The organism is Amycolatopsis sp. cg9 (assembly GCF_041346945.1).
Classification (GTDB): Bacteria; Actinomycetota; Actinomycetes; order Mycobacteriales; family Pseudonocardiaceae; genus Amycolatopsis.
Genome location: NZ_CP166850.1, coordinates 4,064,558 through 4,084,588 on the forward strand (window position 1 = coordinate 4,064,558; position 20,031 = coordinate 4,084,588).

Annotated in this window: 14 protein-coding genes; 9 read left to right on the forward strand and 5 right to left on the reverse strand. The window is 72.1% G+C overall.

Annotated features, from left to right (window positions below; genetic code table 11):
- Position 1: 1 nt before the first annotated feature.
- Positions 2 to 634, forward strand: coding sequence for a hypothetical protein (locus AB5J73_RS19630; protein WP_370971125.1), 633 nt, complete (start codon positions 2 to 4; stop codon positions 632 to 634).
- Here AB5J73_RS19630 and AB5J73_RS19635 read toward each other — a convergent pair.
- Both AB5J73_RS19635 and AB5J73_RS19640 read right to left on the reverse strand, forming a co-directional pair.
- A complete protein-coding gene (locus AB5J73_RS19635; RefSeq protein WP_370971126.1) occupies positions 612 to 3,773 on the reverse strand; it encodes a sigma factor in 3,162 nt (1,053 codons plus the stop codon). The genes AB5J73_RS19630 and AB5J73_RS19635 overlap by 23 nt on opposite strands.
- Positions 3,770 to 4,048, reverse strand: coding sequence for a hypothetical protein (locus tag AB5J73_RS19640; protein WP_370971127.1), 279 nt, complete (start codon positions 4,046 to 4,048; stop codon positions 3,770 to 3,772). The genes AB5J73_RS19635 and AB5J73_RS19640 overlap by 4 nt, the downstream gene beginning before the upstream one ends.
- A 364-nt stretch (positions 4,049 to 4,412) precedes the next feature.
- Here AB5J73_RS19640 and AB5J73_RS19645 point away from each other — a divergent pair, with 364 nt between their 5' ends.
- Positions 4,413 to 6,542 carry an RICIN domain-containing protein gene (locus AB5J73_RS19645; RefSeq protein ID WP_370971128.1) on the forward strand — a complete coding sequence of 710 codons (2,130 nt, stop codon included), beginning with the start codon at positions 4,413 to 4,415 and terminating at the stop codon, positions 6,540 to 6,542.
- 1 nt (position 6,543) lies between these two features.
- Here the strand turns inward: AB5J73_RS19645 and AB5J73_RS19650 are convergent, their stop codons facing one another.
- From AB5J73_RS19650 to AB5J73_RS19660, 3 genes are read right to left on the reverse strand one after another with little or no spacing between them, the layout of a single operon-like run.
- Positions 6,544 to 7,395 (reverse strand): class II fructose-bisphosphate aldolase, encoded by an 852-nt coding sequence (locus AB5J73_RS19650; RefSeq protein ID WP_370971129.1) that lies wholly within the window; start codon positions 7,393 to 7,395, stop codon positions 6,544 to 6,546.
- Positions 7,395 to 8,297, reverse strand: coding sequence for a 1-phosphofructokinase family hexose kinase (locus AB5J73_RS19655; protein ID WP_370971130.1), 903 nt, complete (start codon positions 8,295 to 8,297; stop codon positions 7,395 to 7,397). The genes AB5J73_RS19650 and AB5J73_RS19655 overlap by 1 nt, the downstream gene beginning before the upstream one ends.
- Positions 8,294 to 9,175, reverse strand: a complete 882-nt coding sequence (locus AB5J73_RS19660; protein ID WP_370971131.1) for an SIS domain-containing protein — start codon at positions 9,173 to 9,175, stop codon at positions 8,294 to 8,296. The genes AB5J73_RS19655 and AB5J73_RS19660 overlap by 4 nt, the downstream gene beginning before the upstream one ends.
- A gap of 273 nt (positions 9,176 to 9,448) precedes the next feature.
- On the opposite strand from AB5J73_RS19660, the gene AB5J73_RS19665 reads away from it, so the two are divergent.
- The 7 genes from AB5J73_RS19665 (at position 9,449) to AB5J73_RS19695 (ending at position 19,907) form a co-directional block, all read left to right on the forward strand.
- The gene (locus AB5J73_RS19665; protein ID WP_370971132.1) at positions 9,449 to 10,843 is read left to right on the forward strand and encodes an ABC transporter substrate-binding protein; all 1,395 of its coding nucleotides are present in this window, start codon (positions 9,449 to 9,451) and stop codon (positions 10,841 to 10,843) included.
- Entirely contained in the window at positions 10,843 to 11,802 is a 960-nt protein-coding gene (locus AB5J73_RS19670) for a carbohydrate ABC transporter permease (RefSeq protein ID WP_370971133.1), read from the forward strand. Before AB5J73_RS19665 ends, AB5J73_RS19670 begins: the two co-directional genes overlap by 1 nt.
- The gene (locus tag AB5J73_RS19675; protein WP_370971134.1) at positions 11,783 to 12,688 is read left to right on the forward strand and encodes a carbohydrate ABC transporter permease; all 906 of its coding nucleotides are present in this window, start codon (positions 11,783 to 11,785) and stop codon (positions 12,686 to 12,688) included. The genes AB5J73_RS19670 and AB5J73_RS19675 overlap by 20 nt, the downstream gene beginning before the upstream one ends.
- A gap of 6 nt (positions 12,689 to 12,694) precedes the next feature.
- Positions 12,695 to 13,741 (forward strand): ABC transporter ATP-binding protein, encoded by a 1,047-nt coding sequence (locus AB5J73_RS19680; RefSeq protein WP_370971135.1) that lies wholly within the window; start codon positions 12,695 to 12,697, stop codon positions 13,739 to 13,741.
- On the forward strand, positions 13,738 to 15,591 hold the full coding sequence (locus AB5J73_RS19685) for a DUF5107 domain-containing protein (protein ID WP_370971136.1): 1,854 nt from the start codon (positions 13,738 to 13,740) through the stop codon (positions 15,589 to 15,591). Before AB5J73_RS19680 ends, AB5J73_RS19685 begins: the two co-directional genes overlap by 4 nt.
- A gap of 79 nt (positions 15,592 to 15,670) precedes the next feature.
- On the forward strand, positions 15,671 to 16,456 hold the full coding sequence (locus tag AB5J73_RS19690; protein WP_370971137.1) for a DeoR/GlpR family DNA-binding transcription regulator: 786 nt from the start codon (positions 15,671 to 15,673) through the stop codon (positions 16,454 to 16,456).
- Positions 16,457 to 16,775: 319 nt separating this feature from the next.
- A complete protein-coding gene (locus tag AB5J73_RS19695) occupies positions 16,776 to 19,907 on the forward strand; it encodes a TIM-barrel domain-containing protein (RefSeq protein ID WP_370971138.1) in 3,132 nt (1,043 codons plus the stop codon).
- The last annotated feature ends 124 nt before the right edge of the window (positions 19,908 to 20,031 follow it).

A 20,031-nucleotide genomic window follows, 5' to 3' on the forward strand; every position in this document is an offset into this window, starting at 1 on the left:
GATGCGGAGTGTGCGGAGGGGACCGGTGCACCGGTCGATCGTGGTGGTGGACATCGCGGGATCGTCCCGCTGGGACAACCTCGCCCAGCTGCGGGCGCGGGCCGCGCTGACGAGGATGATGCGGCTCGCCTTCCGCGCGGCCGGGGTCGGGTGGTGGCGGCTGTCCATCCAGGACCGCGGGGACGGACTCCTCGCCATCGTCCCGGCCGGGGTGTCCAAAGCGGACCTGCTGGACCCGTTCGTGCCGCGGCTCCTCGCGGAGTTGCGCGCGTACAACGGCATCGTCGCGCCGGCCTGGCGGATCCGGCTGCGGCTGGCGGTGCACGCGGGGGAGCTGCTGCGCGCCGGCCCGCGGTGGGTGAGCGAGGACGTCAAGCTCGCGTGCCGGCTGGTCGACGGCGAACCGCTCTACGAGCAGCTCGGGCGGGGCGGCACCGACCTGGCGGTCGTGGTGTCGGAACGGATCCACGACGGCGTCGTGCGGCACGGCTACAAGGGCATCGACCCGGCCGGGTACGCGCCGGTGCGGGTCAGGGTGAAGGAGGTCGACGTCCTGGCGTGGCTGCGGGAAACCGCGGACCCGGCCCGGGCGAGCCGGGTCCGCGTGCCCGTCAGCCGCGTGGGCGAAGGATGAGCGTCGTCCCGTCACGGCCGGCGAAAGCACCGTCCACGGTGGCGTCGTAGCCGACGTGGCCGGTGCTCGTCAACTGGAAGAGCAGCCGGTCCCCGCCCGGGATCGAGACGTAGTGGCTGCCCGGCACGAGCCGCAGGACGCGGGCCTGCCGGGCGTCCCACCAGCCGACGCCGCCGACGCCGAACTGCGGGTAGCCGGACGCGGAGGCGTCGACCGTGATCGGGAACCCGTGCAGGGCCAGTGAAGTACCGCCTTCGCCGGTGAACGTCCCCCGCAGGCCCGGGTCGTACTGGACGCGCCCCTCGGCGGTGACGGCGAACGGAACGGTCAGCCCACCGGTCAGGACGAGGTAGGTCGCCCCGGGCAGGAGCCGGACGGTGGCGCGTGCACCCGGGTTCGGGTCCGGCAGGCCGTTGACCGTGACGTTCTGGTAGTCCACATCGGACACGTCGATCCCGATCCGGAACCCGTGGACGGCGAGTGTCGAGCTGCCCTGGCCCGTCAGCAGCCCTTCCCGGCCCGGTTCGTAGCCCACGAACCCGCGGTCGTCGACGGTGAAGGAAACGGTCAGCCCGCCGTTGGTGACCACGCGGTGGGTGCCGGGGAAGATCCGCACCGTGCGCGGCGGCCGCGGCGTGCCGAACGCGACCCCTTCGATCGTGACGTTGGCGTAGTCGACGTCGGTGGCGTCCAGCGTGACCGGTAGCCCGTGCACCGCCAGCACCGTCCCGGTCCCGGTGAGCAGCGGGTGGTCGGGCCGCACGAGCCCGGCGGCGGTCACGGTGAACGGAACGGTGAGCCCGTCGTGCGCGACCACGCGGTGGCCGCCGGGCAGCAACCGGTATTCGCGGACGGCCTGCGGCGGCCGCCAGCCCGTGCCGCTCACGGTCATGTTGTCGTAGTCGACGCCGGTGGTGTCGAGCGTGACGCGGAAGCCGTGCACGCTCAGGGTTTTCCCGCCGGCGCCGGTGAACGGGCCCGCGAGGCCGTCCGCGTAGGTGACGGTCCCGTCCGCGGCGATGGTGAACGGCAGCGAGTTCCCGTTGGCCGTCACGGCGGAGTGCGTGCCGGGCAGCAGCCGGAACGTGCGGACCGCCTGCGGCGCGGGCCAGCCCGCGCCGCTGATGGTCATGCCGGCGTAGTCGGTGTCGCTCGAGTCGAGCGTGACCGGTAGCCCGTGCACGGCGAGCGTTCCGGAACCCGCGCCGCTCAGCAGCCCGCGCGGGTCGGCGGCGTAGGCGACCTTGCCTTCGGCGGTGACGGTGAACGGCAGCGAGTTCCCGTTGGCCGTCACGACGTTGTGCGCGCCCGGCAGCAGCTTGAGCTGCCGGACCGGTTGCGGCACCGGGAAACCGGTGCCGGAGATCGCCATGTTGTAGTAGTCGACGCCGGTGACGTCGAAGGTGACGGCGTGCCCGTGCACGGCCAGCACCGAGCTGTCCCGGCCGGACAGCGTGCCGTCCAGGGCGGGGTCGTACTGGACCCGGTAGTCGGCGGTGACGCTGAAGTTCAGCACCTGGCCCGCCGGGGTGGCGAGGGTGTATGCGCCGGGGGTGAGGTCCAGCTGCTGGCGTTGACGGCTGTCCCGGACGCCGACGCGGGAGATCGTGAAGGTGGTGTAGGAGACGTCGGTGGCGTCGATCGTGATCGCCTGCGGCCGCGGTGCCGGGGTGCTGGGCGGCGTGCTCGTGGTGGGTGGGGCGGTGGTGGGCGGTGCCGTCGTGGGTGGGGCGGTCGTGGGAGGTGCGGTGGTGGGTGGCGCGGTGGTGGGTGGCGCGGTGGTGGGTGGCGCGGTCGTCGGCGCGGCCGTGGTGGGCGGCGGTGTGGCGGCTGGCGCGCTCGAAGACGGTGCCGGTGGCGGGACCGGCGCGGTGGTCGCGGATGCGGTGGTCGCCGGGGCGGCGGGTGGTGGCGCGGCCGGGGACCCGGGTGCCGTGGCCGTCCGCGGCGCGGAGCTCGCCGGTGCGGGTGGTGTTTCCGGTGGGGGAGCGGGGGTCCGCGGCACCGTCACGGCCGCCGGGATCGCGCCCGGGCTGCGCACCGGCGCCGGTGCGCCCGGCGCGGTGGTGGTCCCGGGGCGCGGCGACGCGCTGTCGTGTTCCCCGCCGGGGGCCAGCAGCGCCGCCACGATCGTCGCCGCGACGGCCACCCCGCCCGCCGCGCCCGCGACTATCCGGTGGGCGACCTCGGGGTTGTCGCGCACGAAGCGCGTCACCGCGTCCACCTTGCGCAGCAGCGACGGCCGGGACGTGAGCAGCCGGGGCCCGGCCAGCGGCACCGGAACGACCAGCGCGGCCGCCGCGGGCGCCTGCGCCGGCGAAAGCCCGCCTTCGCCGGCGCGGTCGAGCAGGGCGACGAGCGCCCGGCGGCGCTCTTCGTCGTCTTCGCCGAGCCGCAGGAGCCCGGGACCGAGGGCCCAGCGGCTGTAGTCGCGGGCTTCGTCGGCGCGCGTCGCGCACACCGCGCACCCGGCGGCGTGCTTGAGCACCGCGCGCGTCTGCTCCGGGCCGAGCACGAGACGGCGGCCGCCGGTCAGCTGCTCGGCGGCCAGGACGTCCCGCAGTCCCGCGCAGTCGCCGCGCCCGGTGCGGGCGAGGACGAGCGCCGCGACCGCGTCGAACATCTTGACGCGGGAGCGCTGCAGCTGCCGGTTCACGATTTCGACCGGCTGCCCCAGCTCGGCCGCCAATTCCGCGCCGACGACGTGCCGCCCGCGTTCGAACGTGAGCCGCATGTGGGTGCGCATGACCGCGGCCAGGCCGGCGCCGATCCCGAGGGTCGCGGCGTCGAGGGTGTCCCACAGCTGCTGCTTGCCGAGCAAGATCTCGTACTCCGACGGCAGCTCCGGCAGGTCGGTCCGGGCCAGCTCCAGCTGCGGGTCACCCGGCTCCCGCTCGAACTCGGCGGGCAGTTCGCTTTCGCGGTTCTTGGCGCGGTAGCGCTCCTTGAGCACGTTGGCGGCGATCCCGTTCAGCCACGCTTCGAGCACCAGCGGCTCGGTCCCCTTGCGCAGGCTTTCCAGCGCGCGGACGACGACCTCGCTCACGCAGTCGTCGAGGTCGGCCTGGTTGGGCAGCCCCTTTCGCAGGTAGCGCCGGACGGTGGTGCGGCAGTACTCGAAGATCTCCGCTTCGGTCATCGCGTGGCCCTCCGGGCGGCGAGCCGGGTCCCGGTTTCCAGCAGCCACTCGCGCGCGGGCCGCCCGCAGGGGCAGGGCAGGTGCCCGACGAACTGGGCGAATGTGTCGTGGGTGGTTTCCCACGACGCGGTCCGTTCCCGCAGGATCCGCCAGCAGCGCTGGAAGACCGGCCGCGCGTACCGGCCGTAGAGCGCGTCGAGCGCGCTCCAATCCCCTTCACCCAGCCGCACCACGAGGGCGCGGTCTTCTTCCTGCTCGGTGCGCAGGACATCCATGACATCTCCCGAGGTCGGCGACGTGTCACCGGTCCCGTGCGCGCCGGAGGGCGGTTCTCCCCGCGCGGGCGAATCTTTTTCGAGCACCTCGTCGTCCTGACGGACCGGCGGCGTTCCGACAGTCGCGCCGACGTCCGCGGGCGTTCGGCGGATCCGGGCATTTCACCTGTTCGGTCCAAGCGGCCCACGAAGGGTTTCCTGCGTGATCCTGAACGAACTCCCACAGTATCTTGCAACTTCAAACAACATCCTGCACACTGCGAGCACCCGGCGCCCGGCGAGTCCCCACCCACGTCGAGATCGAGGAGTTCCCATGCACCCTGCCTCGTCATCAGGCTCACGCCGCAGACGCGCCGCCGCGCTGGTGGCCGCAGCTGCGGTGTTCGCCGGTTCGGCGGCGCCCGCCGAAGCGGCGCCGCCCACCGGCGGGTACACCGTTTCGATCCAGTCGAAAGGCGCGTGGTCGAGCCCGACCGACTCGCCGGCCAGCCCGTACCTCGACAAGGACGGCACCTTCTACTTCCAGCAGTCGGCCGCGCTGTACGGGGCCACGCAGCCGCGCGAGTGGGAGTTCTACAGCGGCCGCGACTTCGACAGCTTCACCAAGAACGCCATCAGCGACGCCGTGAACCCCGCGGACCCCGAAGACCGCAACGACGACACGACGAAGCGGTGCAACACCAGCCCGACCGGGGTGGAGTCGACGAACCCGCCGTCCGGGTCGAGCTACTCGCAGAGGAACTTCTGCGACCTGGTCGGCACCTGGGTCGACCCGGACACCGGTGACTGGTACGGCCTGGTGCACAACGAGTTCACCCCGCAGCCGTTCGGCGACGGCCTGCACTACGACGCCATCGACTACGCGGTTTCGACCGACCAGGGCAAGACCTGGAAGATCAAAGCGCACGTCCTCACCTCGCCGTACAGCACGAAGCGCGGTGACACCGCCGCCTTCCCGAACCAGACCTACTACTACGGCGACGGCGACCAGCGGCTCTACGTCGACACCGCGTCCGGCTACTTCTACGTCTTCTACGGCTCGCGCGTGGTGGACAAGAACGGCGGCTGGAAGGCCTTCTACGCGCACGCCGCGCGGGCGCCGATCTCGGCCAAGATGGCCCCGGGGTCGTGGCGCAAGTGGTACGACGGCGCCTGGACCGAGCCCGGCGTCGGCGGCCGGGAAAGCAACCAGGTGCCGGTCGGCCCGGACAGCGCCACCGGCTACACGCCGACGGCGAAGGAGTACAGCCCCGCCTCGACCGGCACCGCGGACCAGCAGATCGCGGCGGGCAAGATGCCCGCGACCTCGCCGCTGTTCGTCATGGACATCACCTACAACGCCTACCTCGGCCTGTACATCGGCGAGCCGCAGGCCTTCGACCAGAGCGGGAACGCGCCGCAGCAGTACTACGCCACCGACGACCTGGCCACGCAGAAGTGGTACCCGATCGGCGGCACCGGCGGCTACCACACGGCGTCGTGGTACCGGTGGTTCGTCGACGGCGTGAACAAGACCGGCTCGGCGATCGTGGGCAAGGACTTCCGCGCGTACTGCTCGTTCGGCTGCTCCGGCGGCGTTTCCGGGGAGTACGTGAACGTCTCGATCGACAACCCGGCCCGCGCGGCGGTCCCGTTCGACCCGGCCAAGACCTACCGCATCGCCTCCGGCGACGGCCGGGTGCTCGCCCAGAGCGGCTCCGGGACGACGTCGGTCGCGGCCGGCGACGGCTCCGCCGCGCAGGCGTGGTCGTTCACCGGCAACGGAGACGGTTCCTACCGGATCACCAACGCCGGGAGCGGCGGGCAGCTGGGCGTCGCGGCCACGTCGTCGGCCACGCGGGCCTGGGGGACCGTGCCGACGGTGACGTCCGGTTCCGGGGTGGGGCAGCAGTGGTTCGTCATCCCCGGTGCCTCGGGGACGTACCGGCTCGTCAACCGCTACAGCGGCCTGGTGCTGGGCATGTCCGCGGCCCGGCCGGCCGAGACCACGCCGGTGCGCCACTGGACCGACACCACCGGCAGCGCGGTCGGCGGCGGGCGCACCGCGGCCCAGCAGACGCTGGCCATCACGGCGGTGGGCACCGTGCCCGTCCTGACCGGCACGCACACCCTCGCGGTCGGCGGCAAGGCGCTCGACGTGCCGGGCCACAGCACCGCCAAGGGCACCCACCTCGTCACGTGGACCGCGAACGGCGGCGCCAACCAGAGCTGGACGTTCACCGGGCAGCCGGACGGCTCCTACGAACTGCGCAACGTCGAATCGGGCCTGTGTGCGGACGTCGACGGCGGCGCCACCACCGCCGGCGCGGCGATCATCCAGTGGACCTGCACGGGCGGGACCAACCAGCACTGGCAGGCCACGAGGCAGGCCGACGGGACGTACACGTTCGCCTCCGTCCGCAGCGGCCTGCTGCTGACCACGGCGTCCACTTCGGACGGCGCCGCGGTCACCCAGCAGGCCGCCGGCGCCCGCCAGCACTGGTCGGTCGGCTGAGTCAAGGGCGGGGCAGCGCTGACGAGCCGAGGACGCCGAGGAGGCGGCGGACCTCGGCCGTCACCGCGTCGCGGCCCGCGCCCAGGTAGCGGCGCGGGTCGACGCGCTCGGGGTGCGTCCGCCAGTCACCCGCGGCGGCCGCGGTGAAGACCTTGTTGAGCTGGGTCGCGATGTTGACCTTCGTCATCCCCGCCCGGACCGCTTCGGCCAGGCCGTCGTCGGACACCCCGGACGAGCCGTGCAGGACCAGCGGCACCGGGACCCGCTCGTGCAGCCGGGCGATGAGGTCGAAGTCGAGCGCGGCATCGCGGGTGAGCATCGCGTGCGAGCTGCCCACCGCGACCGCCAGCGCGTCGACACCGGTCGCCGCGGCGAACTCCGCCGCTTCGTCCGGGTCGGTGCGCGCGCCCGGGGCGTGCACGCCGTCCTTGCCGCCGACCTCGCCGAGCTCGGCTTCCACCCAGACGCCGTGGTCGTGGCAGAACGCGACGACCTCCCGCGTCTCCCGCACGTTGTCGGCGTAGTCCAGTTTGGACGCGTCGAACATGACCGAGCCGAACCCGAGCCCGACGGCTTCGCGCACGAGGTCGCGGGATTCGGCGTGGTCGAGGTGCACGGCGACGCGCGCCTCGGCCACCCGGGCCGTGGCCAGCGCGGCGCCGCCGATCGGGGCCAGTGCGCCGTGGTAGCGCACGGCGTTCTGGCTGAGCTGCACGATCACCGGCGCGCCCGCCAGCGCCGCGCCCTCGGCGATCGCCGTGAGGTGTTCGAGCTGGATCGCGTTGAAGGCGCCGCAGCCCCGCCGGGCCGACGCGGCCTCCGCGACGATCTCGCCGGTGCTCACCAGAGGCATCAGGACTCCTGTTCCGGCCGGACGCGCACGGCGGCCAGCTCCCGGTGGTAGTGCGCGAGGTCGACGTCACCGGCGAGCGGCCCGAGCACCGCCGCGCCGGAGAGCGCGACGGCCCGGCGCAGGATCTCCGGCCAGGGCTCGCGCCGGCTGAGCCCGAGCGCGAGGGCCGCGACGACGGCGTCCCCCGCGCCGGTGGCGTTGCCGCTGAGCGCGCCGGACGGCCTCGCGCGCCAGACGCCCGCGGGCGTGACCGCGAGCAGCCCGTCGGCGCCGAGGGAGACGACGACGGCGCCCGCCCCGGCCCGCATCAGCTCGCGGGCCGCCCGCCCGAGGTCGTCGAGCCCGGTGACCTCGCGCAGTTCTTCGGCGTTCGGCTTGACGACGGCGGGCCGCCCGGCCAGGCCGGCCAGCAGGGCCGCCCCGGAGGTGTCCAAAACGGACTGCCGGCCGTCGATCAGCCGCGCGTAGCCGTCGGGTGGTGCCCCGGGCGGCAGGCTGCCGGAGCAGACCAGCACCTCGGGTTCACGGCGGCGGACGCGCTCGGTGAGCAGCGCCCACTCCATCGCGGTCACCGCCGGGCCCGGCTCGTTGAAGAGGGTCACCGAACCGTCCACAGCGGACAGCACGGTGGTCGTCCGGCGGGTCTCGCCGCCGATCGGGACCAGCTCCGCGGCCACTCCCGCGGCGCCGAGGTCCGCGGCGACCGCGGCGCCGGTGGCCCCGCCGGCGGTGGCGATCGCGTGCACGTCCACGCCGAGCGCGTGCAGCACGCGGGCGACGTTGACGCCCTTGCCGCCCGCCCGGTGCCGGACGTCGCGCGCCCGGTGCACGGCGTCCGGCACCAGCCCGTCCACCGTGTACGTGACGTCGAGCGCGGCGTTCGGCGTCACGGTGACGATCATGTGAGGACGACGGAACGCGTCAAGCTGCGGGGGTTGTCCGGGTCGAGGCCCTTGCGGCGGGCGATCGCCCCGGCCACGAGCTGGGCGCGGACGAGGTCGGCGAGCGGGTCGAGGCCGCTCTCGACGAACGTGCCGCCCGCCCGCCGGACGTCGTCGGCGAGCCCGTCCGGCGCAGTGCCGAACATCCAGGTCACCCGGCCCGGCTCGCTGATGCTGATCGGCCCGTGCCGGTAGTCCCACGCCGGGTACGACTCGGTCCACAGCAGGCACGCTTCGCGGAACTTGAGCGCAGCCTCGTTCGCGATGCCGATCGACCAGCCGGTGCCGAGGAAGCTGAACTGCTCCGCGCCGGTCAGCGCGTCCGGCAGCGGCTCGGCCAGCACCCGCTCCGCCTGCGCGACGACCTCGGTCAGGTCCTCGCCGAGGTGAACGCGCAGCATCGCCAGCGCGGTGGTGGCGAACCGGGTCTGCACGACCGAGCGTTCGTCCACCGAGGACAGGTCGACGACCGCGTCGGCGGTGCCGGCGACCTCGGCCGGCACCCCGGTGATCACCGTGGTCTTCGTCCGGCCGCGCAGCTTCGCGAGCAGCGTGTGCACCTCGGTCGTGGTGCCCGAGCGGCTCAGCGCGAGCACGTGGTCGTAGGCGCGGCCCACCGGGAACTCGGACGCGGCGAACGCGTCGGTCTCGCCGAGCCCGGCGGTTTCGCGCAGCACCGCGTAGGCCTGGCCGACGAACCACGAGGTCCCGCAGCCGACGATCGCCACCCGGGCGCCCGGCGCGGGCAGCCACCCGTCGTTCGCCGCGGCCAGCGCACCCGCTTCCCGCCAGCAGCCGGGCTGGCTGGCGATCTCCGCAGCCATGAAGGTCCCGCTCATGAACTCCCCATCCGTGCCGGTTGTGCGCAACACCAGACACGGTAGATGCAAGTTTGTGCAACGTCAACGAGTCAATCGATCACTTGCGCGCAATGGATGCGTCGAGGTGCGAGCAGGTCCCGCGGTGTGGTTACGTGCCTGATCAACCGAGCACCTCGGCCTTTGCCGCGTGCACGGCGTCGACACCTCGGTGTTGACAAGTGCTCGAAAGCTGTTAAAACTGCGCAGCAACGCGCAGAAGGCGTGTTCCTCATCGATGTGGGCGGTGGCGATATGCGGCGGAGCAAGCTCATGGCGTTGACAGCGGGGGTGTCCCTCCTGCTGGCCGGGTGCGGTGGGGGCGCGGACACCGGCAGCGGGACCGGCGAGAACGCCCTGCCCGGGGTCGACCAGTACCTCAACGCGCCCTGTCCGGAGGCCGCGGTCAAGCCGGCCACGGACAAGGAGTTCACCTACTGGGCCATGTGGACCGCCGACGAGCCGCAGGGCAAGGTCCTGCAGAAGGCGTTCAAGTGCTTCCAGGAGAAGACCGGCGTCAAGGTGAACGTCCAGTGGCTGGGGCGCAAGGCCTACACCCAGAACCTGGTGCCCGCGCTGAACACCGACGCGGTGCCGGACCTGTTCGACCAGGACGTCAGCAAGGTCGGCGCGGCCATCATGACCCCGGGCGGCACGCAGGGCCTCGACGACGTCTTCGCGATGAAGGTCGGCGAGGGCGACAAGACGGTCCGGGACGTGCTCTCGAAGAGCTCCTACGACTTCCCGCAGAACAAGGACAAGACGGGCCAGAACTTCATGGTCCCCTACACCGTCCAGTCCAGCGCCTGGTGGTTCAACAAGGACTCCGCCGGTGACGTCCAGCAGCCGAAGACGATGGACGACCTGCTCGCGCTGTTCGACAAGGCGAAGGCCGACGGCAAGGCGGCGATCAGCCAGGACGGCGACATCCCGTTCTACAACATGTACTTCTTCACCCAGCTCGCCGAGCGGTACGTCGGCTCGGGCGGGCTGAACAAGGCCGCCACCGACAAGACCGGCCAGGCGTGGAAGACCGAGCCGGGCTTCCTCAAGGCCGCCACCGAAACCGCGAAGCTGCCCAAGTACTTCATCGACGGCTGGGACGCGGCGAAGTTCCCGCAGGTGCAGCAGCGCTGGGCCGACGGCGACTCGCGCTACCTCTACGTCGGCACCTGGGCGCCGAGCGAGACGCGCGAGTACCTGGACAAGCAGGGCGCCGGCACGAAGATCTCCTACGGCTCCTTCCAGTTCCCGATGCCGTCCGGCGCCACGCACGACACCGTCGAGCAGATGTCGATCGGCTTCGCCGTGACCAAGAAGGCCAAGCACGCCGAGGCCGCCAAGGCGTTCATCGCCTACTTCCTCAACAAGGACATCCTCTCCGGCATCCCGGCGGTGGCCGACAACCTCGTGCCGCGCGCCGACCTCGCCGTGCCGGACGACCTGAAGCAGGTCAAGGCCGCGCTGGACGACCCGAAGAAGGAGCACGTCCTGCAGTACGACGGGATCGACGGCATCGCCGGCGGCAAGTGGCAGACCGACGTCTTCGACCCGGCCGACACCGCGCTGCTCAAGGGCCAGCTGACGCCGGAGCAGTTCGTCGACCAGCTCGCCGCCAAGGGTGCCGAGTTCTGGAAGAACCAGGGCTGATGGCCACGCTCACGACGACGCCGCCGGCGGCACGGGCTCAGGGGGCCCGTGCCGCCGGCGGCGCGCACCTGCGCCGCAAGAAGCGGCTGTTCTGGCCGTTCGCCGCGCCCGCGTTGGTGCTGTACCTGGCTTTCCTGGTGCTGCCGACGGTCGGGACCGTGGTCCTGTCCTTCACCAGCTGGGCCGGCGCGGGGGACACGCCGAAGCCCAACGGCGTCACCAACTACACGCAGATGTGGGCGAGCGACTCGTTCCAGTACGCCTTCCGCAACACGCTCGTTTACGTCTTCGCCGGCGGCGTCGGCACGTTCGCGCTCGCGTTCCTGTTCACCATGGTGCTGCGGGACATGCGCGGCGGCAAGGTCGTCCGCGCCATCCTGTTCTTCCCGAACATCGTCGCGCCGGTGGCGCTCGGGATGTTCCTCGGCTTCGTGTTCAAGTACCAGCCCGGCAAGCAGGGGCTGGCGAACTACGTCCTGGAGCACGCCGGCGCGGACGCGGCCAAGTTCCTGGCCCCGGCCAACGTGACCGGCGTCGTGACGGCGTCGCTGATCTGGGCCAGTTCCGGCTTCTACATCACGATCCTGATGGCCGCGGTCGACCGGATCCCGCCGTACCTCTACGAGGACGCGGAGCTCGGCGGCGCGTCACCGTGGCAGAAGTTCCGCAGCATCACGCTGCCGATGACGTGGGACGTCGTCGGGGTCGCCGGGGTGCTGTGGACGATCAACGCGCTGAAGATCTTCGAGCTGGTGTTCGTGCTGGCCGGGCCGGGGACGTACGCGCCGCCGAACCAGGCGTGGACGCTCGGGATCTACGTGTTCGACCGGACCTTCGGCTCCAACGGCACGCCGGACTTCGGTGCTGCCTGCGCCTGCGCGGTGGCGATGATCGCGCTGGTGTCGATCCTGGTCGTGCTGCTGAGGCGGGTGATGCGCCGTGACGCGATCCAGTTCTGACGTCGTGCGGCGAGCGCCGCGCAAGCCGAAGCCGGCCCCGGGCTCCCGCCGGTTCAGCCCGCTGCGGCTGCTGGGTTCGGTGATCGTCTGGGCGTTCACCGCGGGCAACGTCCTGGTGCTGTACTGGCTGCTCACGGCCGCGTTCAAGACGCCGGTGGAGATCTTCACCAAGCCGTTCGCGCTGCCGTACCAGTGGTTCCACGTCGGCAAGCCGTTCCGGAACTTCGTCTACGCCTGGAACAACGCGGGCTTCGGCGACGCGGTGGTGACGACGGTGGTGCTGGTCGGCCTCGCCACGGTCGCGACCGTGGCCGTCTCCGCGCCCTGCGCGTACGCGCTGACCCGGCTCGGGGTGCGCGGGTCCGGGCCGCTGACCAACGTCGTCGCGATCGGCATGGGCGTGCCGTTCCAGACCGTGATCATCCCGCTGTTCGTGGTGCTCAGCCGGATCCACCTGGACAACGAGTACGGGCTCTTCCTGCTGTACGTCGCGTTGTCGATCCCGTTCACCGTGTTCCTGCTGACCGGCTTCTTCCGGTCGCTGCCGGACGAGCTCGAGGAGGCGGCCTCGCTGGACGGCGCCTCCCCGGCCCGGACGTTCTTCTCGGTCATGCTGCCGCTCGCCCGCGGCGGCCTGATCACGGCGTTGACGCTCAACGCCATCGGCCTGTGGAACGAGACGCTGCTGGCGATCGTGTTCCTCAAGGACCAGGCGCACTTCACCCTCTCCCGCGCGCTGTTCACCTTCTACGGCGCGGCGAGCTACCAGTCGGAGTACGGCGGCCTGATCGCCGGCGTGGCGATCGTCGTGCTCCCGATGCTCGTGCTGTACCTCGTGCTCGCCCGCCGGATCATCACCGGCCTGACCCTCGGCGCCGGAAAGTAGGAGCAGATGGCCACCGTGAGTTTCCGGGACGCGACCCGGTTCTACGCCGGAGTCGACCGCCCCGCCGTCGACGGCTTCGACCTCGACGTCGAAGACGGGGAGTTCCTCGTCCTGGTCGGCCCGTCCGGTTGCGGCAAGTCGACGACGCTGCGGATGCTGGCCGGGCTGGAGGGCGTCGACGACGGCTCCATCCACATCGGCGACCGCGACGTCACCGAGCTGGCCCCGAAGGACCGGGACATCGCGATGGTGTTCCAGAACTACGCGCTCTACCCGCACATGACCGTCGGGGACAACATCGGCTTCCACCTCAAGCTGGCGAAACTGCCGAAGGCCGAGCGCGAGCGGCGGGTGCGGGAGGCCGCGGCGCTGCTCGACCTGACGGAGTACCTGGACCGCAAGCCGGCCAAGCTGTCCGGCGGGCAGCGCCAGCGCGTCGCCATGGGCCGCGCGATCGTGCGTGAGCCGAGCGTGTTCCTGATGGACGAGCCGCTGTCCAACCTGGACGCCAAGCTGCGGGTGCAGACGCGGACGCAGATCGCGTCGCTGCAACGGCGGCTGGGCATCACGACGCTGTACGTCACGCACGACCAGGTCGAAGCGATGACCATGGGCGACCGGGTCGCGGTCCTGCGCGACGGCGTGCTGCAGCAGTGCGACACCCCGATCGGGCTGTTCTCGCGGCCGGCCAACGTGTTCGTGGCCGGGTTCATCGGCTCGCCGGCGATGAACCTGCTGGAGACCGCGGTGGACGAAGCCTCGGTGCCGCTGACCCCGGCGCAGCGCTCGGCGCTCACCGGCCCGCGGCTCGTGGTGGGTGTCCGGCCGGAGGGCTGGACGCTCGGCGAGGGTGGTCACGAGGCGGTCGTCGAGGTGGTCGAAGAGCTGGGCAGCGACCAGTACCTGTACTGCCGGGCGGGGGAGCAGGTGCTGACCGTGCGGACGCCGGGCATGGCGCCGTGGCGGCGCGGCGAACCGATCACCCTGTCGCCGAAGCCGGACGCGGTCCACCTCTTCGACGCGGCGACCGGGGAAAGGCTGCCGGACGCATGACCACCCTCCGCCGGACGTCGCTCACGCCGCCCGCGGCGGAGCTGGGGCCGGAGAACCCGCTGCCGCCGCTGGTGAAGCCGGAAGCCGTGGCTTCAGTGTCCAATGTGGACGAGCTGCCCGCCGACCTGGCCGCCGGGCTGGCGTACGGAAGGCTCGGCACCGTGCTGCCGTGCCGGCTCCAGGACGGCTACTCGCGCGAACGCGCTGTCCGCGAGCTGCCCGCGCTGGTGCTGGAAAACGACCACCTGCGGGCGACGGTCCTGCCGTCGCTGGGCGGGCGGCTCTGGTCGCTGGTGCACCGGCCGACCGGGCGCGAGCTGCTGTACCGCAACCCGGTGTTCCAGCCCGCGAACCTCGCGCTGCGGGACGCGTGGTTCGCCGGCGGCGTCGAGTGGAACCTCGGCAGCACCGGCCACACGACGCTGACCTGCGCGCCGATGTTCGCGGCCGAGGTCGAGGGCCCGGACGGGACACCCGTGCTGCGGCTGTGGGAGTGGGAGCGCACCCGGGACCTGCCGTACCAGCTGGACTTCTGGCTGCCTGACGATTCGGCGCACCTGTTCGTCGGCGTGCGGATCCGCAACCCGCACTCCCACGACGTCCCGGTCTACTGGTGGTCCAACACCGCCGTGCCGCAGACGGCGTCGACGCGGGTGCTCGTGCCCGCGGACCAGGCTTGGCACTACGGCTATTCGGGTCGGCTCGACCTCGTCGACGTGCCCGGCGAGCTGACCTACCCGGCGCGGGCCGCCGCGGCCGCGGACTACTTCTTCGAGGTGGCGTCGGAGCGCCCGTGGATCGCGGCGGTCGACGAGACCGGCGCCGGCCTCGGCCAGGCGTCCACGGCCCGGCTGCGCGGCCGGAAACTGTTCCGGTGGGGCGAATCCGCGGGCGGACGGCACTGGCAGGAGTGGCTCGCCCCGGGTGCGGAAACGGGCTACCTGGAGATCCAGGCGGGACTGGCCCGCACGCAGCTGGAGCACCTGCGCCTCCCACCGGGTGAAGCGTGGGACTGGCTGGAGGCGTACGGCCCCGTTTCGGCGGACCCGGCTGCGGTCCACGGCGAGGACTGGCGGGCCGCGACGGCCTCCGTCACGGGCTTGCCGCCCGCCGGCGTGCTCGAGGCGCGGCACCGGGCGTGGCAGGGGATCGCGGACGCGGAGCCGGGCGAGCCGCTGGCCACCGGCTCGGGCTGGGGTGCCCTGGAAACCCTCCGCATGGTCGCCCTCCTGCCCGGCACACCGTTCCCGAAGGAGACGCTGGGACCGGAGCAGCGGCCGTGGCTGGACCTCCTGGACGGCGAGACACCGCAGGGCGATCCGCGCGTCCCGCCGCCGTCGACGCTGGTCAACCGGTACTGGGCCGAGCTGCTGGACTACACGACCGACAACTGGCTGACGTGGTACCACCGCGGGGTGGCCCGCTGGGCGGCCGGCGACCGGGACGCGGCCCAGGAAGCTTGGCGTGCTTCGGTGGCGGCGAAGGAGAACGCTTGGGCGTTGCGCAATCTCGCCGTCGCCGCCACGGACCCGGGGGAAGCGGCGCGGTTGTCCCTGCGTGCCTTCGAGCTGGCACCGGACGTGCGGCCGCTGCTCGTCGAGGCGTTGTCCGCGCAGCTGGCGGCCGGGCACGCCCCGGTTTCCCTGCTGCCCGAGCACCCCGGCGGCCGGCTCGCGTTGCTGGCGGCGCACACCCGGCTCGCCGCGGGGGATCGCGCGGGCGCGAAGGCCGTGTTCGACGCGGGCTTCGAAATCCCGAACATCCGGGAAGGCGAGACGTCCCTTTCGGACACCTGGGAAGCGCTCTCCGCGGATCCGCTGCCGGCGGCGTACGACTTCCGGATGAAGTAGCGGCGGCGGCGTGCCGGGGCGCGGCGGAAAGCGGCGATGCAGCATACTGCTCGCCGAGAGTGAACTAGGGAGTACCGCGATGGCCCGGCACGAACGCTTGAGCACCCTGCTGGACATGCTGGGGCAGCGGGAAAAGATCGACGTCGAGGACGTGGCCGCGGAGCTCGACGTCTCCGCCGCCACGATCCGCCGCGACCTCGACCACCTCGCCGAACAGCAGCTGCTCACCCGCACCCGCGGCGGCGCGGTCGCCAACGACCTCGCCTACGACCTGCCGCTGCGCTACAAGACCGCGCGGCACGTGCCGGAGAAGCAGCGGATCAGCACCGCCGCGGCCGCGTTCGCCGCGAAGGGCATGGTGGTCGGCCTGAACGGCGGCACCACGACCGCCGGGGTCGCACGCGCGCTGGCGATGCGCCCCGACCTGTCCGGCCGCGGCGACGCACCGGGCCTCACGGTGGTGACGAACGCCCTGAACATCGCGCACGAGCTCGCGGTCCGCCCGAACGTCAAGATCGTCGTCACCGGCGGCGTCGCGCGGCCGCAGTCGTTCGAGCTGAGCGGCCCGCTGGCCACGCGGGTCCTCAGTGAACTGACGATCGACCTGCTGTTCCTCGGCGTCGACGCGTTCGACCCGGACGCGGGCGCGTTCGCCCACCACGAGGGCGAGGCCAGCATCAACCGCCTGATGGTCGAGCGCGCCGAGCGCGTGGTCGCGGTGGCGGACGGCTCGAAACTGGGCCGCCGGGCGTTCGCGCGCATCTGTGAGACGACGCAGGTGCACGCGCTGGTCACGGACACCGACGCCGACCCGGAGGCCGTCCGCGCCTTCGAGGCCGCCGGAGTCGCGGTCCAAGCCGTCTGATCCCAGTTCCCCGCCGAAGGGCACCTTTCCCGCGTCACACGCGAGAGTCCGGCAAAGTCGGCGCCGCGCGGTCTGCCGGCGTGCGTTGCCGTGTCGCGAATGACTCATTGGGGACCTCAGAGGTCCCCAATGAGTCATTCGCGACCTTGGCGGAGCCGCTGTCGCCGGGCGGGAAGCGGCGTCCTGACTTTGCCGGAGCCCGGGTGTCACACGCGAGGAAAGTCCCCTTCGGCTTATGCACCTTTCGGCGGGTGACACTGCGCGAAGCGTGCGCTATACAGAGCACATCATGCGTGTTAGTGTGCGAAAGGTGTCATTAATGAGCAGACTTGCGCAATCGCTCAGTTGTCTGGCCGCGGTCGCCGCCCTCGGGCTGGCGCCCAGCGCGGCCTACGCGGATCCCTCGCCGTCGGCCGGCAGCCTCGGCGACCTGACCGGCATTTCCGCCGACGGCCCGGTAGTCACGCTGAAGTCGGGAGCCGCGGCGGTGCGCGTGAGCTTCCCGGCCGAGAGCGCCGTCCGGGTGTGGCTCGCCCCCGACGGGACGTTCACCGATCCGGCGGGTGACAAGATCGTCCTGCCGAAGACCGCGACCCCTGCGACGCCCCAGCGCGTCGACAAGGGCGCCTACTGGGCCATTTCGACGCCCAAGGCGACCCTGCGGGCCTACAAGCACCCGCTGAAGTTCGCCCTCTACGACGGCGCCGACCGCACGCAGCGGTGGGCCGAGTCCGCGCCGCTGTCCTGGACCGGCACCACGACCACGCAGACCCTGGCCCGGACCGCGGCCGAGCAGTTCGTCGGCGGCGGCGAGCAGAACGGCCGGTTCAGCCACCGCGACCAGACCATCAAGATCTTCGCCGACGACAACTGGAACGACGGCGGCGCGCCCAACTCGCAGCCGTTCTACGCCTCGACCGCGGGCTACGGCGTGCTGCGCAACACCTTCGCGCCCGGCAGCTACTCCTTCACGTCCCCGGTGAAGACCACGCACGACGAGCGCCGCTTCGACGCCACCTACGTCGTCGGCACCGGCCTCAAGGACGTCGTCTCGGGGTACACCGACCTCGTCGGGAAGCCGTTCCTGCCGCCGATCTACGGGCTCGAAACCGGCGACTCCGACTGCTACCTGCACAACGCCAACCGCGGGGAGCGGCACACGCTCGACGCGGTGAAGATCGCCGACGGCTACACGCAGAACGGCATGCCGAACGGCTGGATGCTGGTCAACGACGGCTACGGCTGCGGCTACGAAAACCTGCAGCAGACCGGCGAAGGCCTGCGGAAGAACACCATGCAGCTGGGCCTCTGGACCGAGGACGGCGTGCCGAACCAGGCCGAGGAGGTCAAGGCCGGCGTGCGGGTGCGCAAGCTGGACGTCGCCTGGGTCGGCCCGGGCTACCAGTTCGCGCTCGACGCCTGCGACACCGCCTACAAGGGCATCGAAGACAACAGCGACGCCCGCGGGTTCGTCTGGCAGCCGGTGAGCTGGGCCGGCGCGCAGCGCTGCGGCGTGCTGTGGAGCGGCGACCAGGCCGGCTCCTACGACTACATCAAGTGGCAGATCCCGACGTACGCGGGCGCCACGACGTCCGGCATCGCCTACAACACCGGCGACATCGACGGCATCTTCGGCGGCAGCCCGCAGACCTACGTCCGCGACCTGCAGTGGAAGACGTTCCTGCCGACGGCGATGACGATGGACGGCTGGGCGTCGTCGGACAAGCAGCCGTGGCGCCAGGGCGAGCCCTACACCTCGATCAACCGCAAGTACCTGCTGCTCAAGGAACGGCTGCTGCCCTACACCTACAGCTATTCGGCGCAGGCGCACCAGACCGGCGTCGGCCAGGTCCGGCCGCTGGCGCTGGAGTACCCGGACGACCCGAACGTGTGGACCGACAAGGCGAAGTACGAGTTCCTCTCCGGCACCGACTTCCTCGTCGCGCCGGTGTACGAAAAGGCCAACGTGCGCAACGGCATCTACCTGCCCAAGGGTACGTGGGTGGACTACTGGAGCGGCAAGACCTACACCGGACCCACCACAGTGGACGGCTACGACGCCCCGCTCGACACGCTGCCGCTGTTCGTCCGCGCCGGGGCCGTCGTCCCGATGTGGGCCGAGGGCACGAAGTCGTGGCAGACCCGCGACAAGGGCGAGCTCGACCTCGACGTCTACCCGTGGGGCAAGGGGAGCTTCACGCTCACCGAGGACGACGGCGTGACCCGCGGCTACCAGCGCGGCGAGCAGGCGAAGCAGACGTTCACCGTCGACGCGCCGCAGTCCGGCCCGGGTGCGGTGACCGTCGGGATCGGCGCGAGCACCGGCACCTACCCGGGCAAGCCGGCCGCGCGGAACTACCTGCTGACCGTCCACACGGGATCGAAGCCCGGCGTCGTCCAGGCGGGCACCACGGTGCTGCGCCAGTACGGCAGCAAGGCCGAGCTCGACCGGGCGTCGTCCGGCTGGTGGTACGACCCGGCCGGCAAGGGCGTCGTGCGCGTCAAGACGGGGCAGCTCGGCGCGGGCGAGCGCCAGGACGTCCGCCTGTCCGGCACCAGCGCGGTCGGCGGCTTCTTCCCCGAGGACGACAACGGCTCGGTGGCGCTGACCGTGCCGCCGGTGGCCGCGCCGGGCCAGGCCGTGACCGGCACGCTCGGGTTCACCAACGGCACCCCGCTGCCGGTGCGGGACGTGCGGCTTTCCGTGCAGGGCACCGGCTTCCGGGCCGACGTCCCGGCCGCGCCGAAGCTCGTCCTGCCCGGGCAGACGGTGCGGGTCCCGGTCAAGCTGACCCCGGACGCCGGGCTGAAACCGGCGGACTACCAGGTCACGGCCACCGCGTCGTACCAGGCCAGGCTGGGCGCGCACCAGGCCGCGGACTCGGCCACCGTCACCGTCCCGTACGCCACGTTGGCCGCGGCCTACGGCAACGTCGGCGTCACGGACGCGGCGCACGCGACGGCGGGCGACCTCGACGGCGGCGGCAGCAGCTTCCGCGCCGAGGGCTTGGCGGAAGCGGGCCTGAAGCCGGGCGCGGCGTTCACCGCGAACGGCGCCACGCTCACCTGGCCGGACGCCGGCACCGGCAAGGCGGACAACGCCGTGGCCGCCGGCCAGACGATCGCGGTGCGCGGCACCGGCACGAAGCTGGTGCTCGCCGGTACCGGCACGGGAACGGCCAAGGGCACGGTGTTCGTCCAGTACGCGGACGGCAGCACGAGCCAGGCCGACGTCGGCGTCCCGAACTGGTGCTGCGCCGACCCGGCCCAGTACGGCGCGACGACCGTCGCGACCGTGCTGGGCAAGAACACCCGCACCGGCCCGGCGTACCCGACGACGCCGTACCGGGTGTTCGCGAACTCCGTCCCGCTGACCGCGGGCAAGGAGGTCGTGGCGGTGACGCTGCCGTCGAACTCGGCACTGCACGTGTTCGCGACCGGCATCGCCTGAGGAAGGGGCGCAGTCCGTCTCGCACGGACGGCGCCCCCGCCTGCCGCGAATGACTCAGTGGGGGCCTCCGCGGTCCCCACTGAGTCATTCGCGACGTCCGGACGCTCCCCCCACCGAGCGCCCG

Bases quoted from the DNA above. Each gene is read 5' to 3' on its own strand.
- AB5J73_RS19630 (WP_370971125.1), top strand. From the start codon at position 2: ATGCGGAGTGTGCGGAGGGGACCGGTGCACCGGTCGATCGTGGTGGTG.
- AB5J73_RS19660 (WP_370971131.1), bottom strand. From the start codon at position 9,175: ATGAGCGGGACCTTCATGGCTGCGGAGATCGCCAGCCAGCCCGGCTGC.
- AB5J73_RS19670 (WP_370971133.1), top strand. From the start codon at position 10,843: ATGGCCACGCTCACGACGACGCCGCCGGCGGCACGGGCTCAGGGGGCC.
- AB5J73_RS19640 (WP_370971127.1), bottom strand. From the start codon at position 4,048: ATGGATGTCCTGCGCACCGAGCAGGAAGAAGACCGCGCCCTCGTGGTG.
- AB5J73_RS19695 (WP_370971138.1), top strand. From the start codon at position 16,776: ATGAGCAGACTTGCGCAATCGCTCAGTTGTCTGGCCGCGGTCGCCGCC.
- AB5J73_RS19655 (WP_370971130.1), bottom strand. From the start codon at position 8,297: ATGATCGTCACCGTGACGCCGAACGCCGCGCTCGACGTCACGTACACG.
- AB5J73_RS19680 (WP_370971135.1), top strand. From the start codon at position 12,695: ATGGCCACCGTGAGTTTCCGGGACGCGACCCGGTTCTACGCCGGAGTC.
- AB5J73_RS19635 (WP_370971126.1), bottom strand. From the start codon at position 3,773: ATGACCGAAGCGGAGATCTTCGAGTACTGCCGCACCACCGTCCGGCGC.
- AB5J73_RS19690 (WP_370971137.1), top strand. From the start codon at position 15,671: ATGGCCCGGCACGAACGCTTGAGCACCCTGCTGGACATGCTGGGGCAG.
- AB5J73_RS19650 (WP_370971129.1), bottom strand. From the start codon at position 7,395: ATGCCTCTGGTGAGCACCGGCGAGATCGTCGCGGAGGCCGCGTCGGCC.
- AB5J73_RS19665 (WP_370971132.1), top strand. From the start codon at position 9,449: ATGCGGCGGAGCAAGCTCATGGCGTTGACAGCGGGGGTGTCCCTCCTG.
- AB5J73_RS19685 (WP_370971136.1), top strand. From the start codon at position 13,738: ATGACCACCCTCCGCCGGACGTCGCTCACGCCGCCCGCGGCGGAGCTG.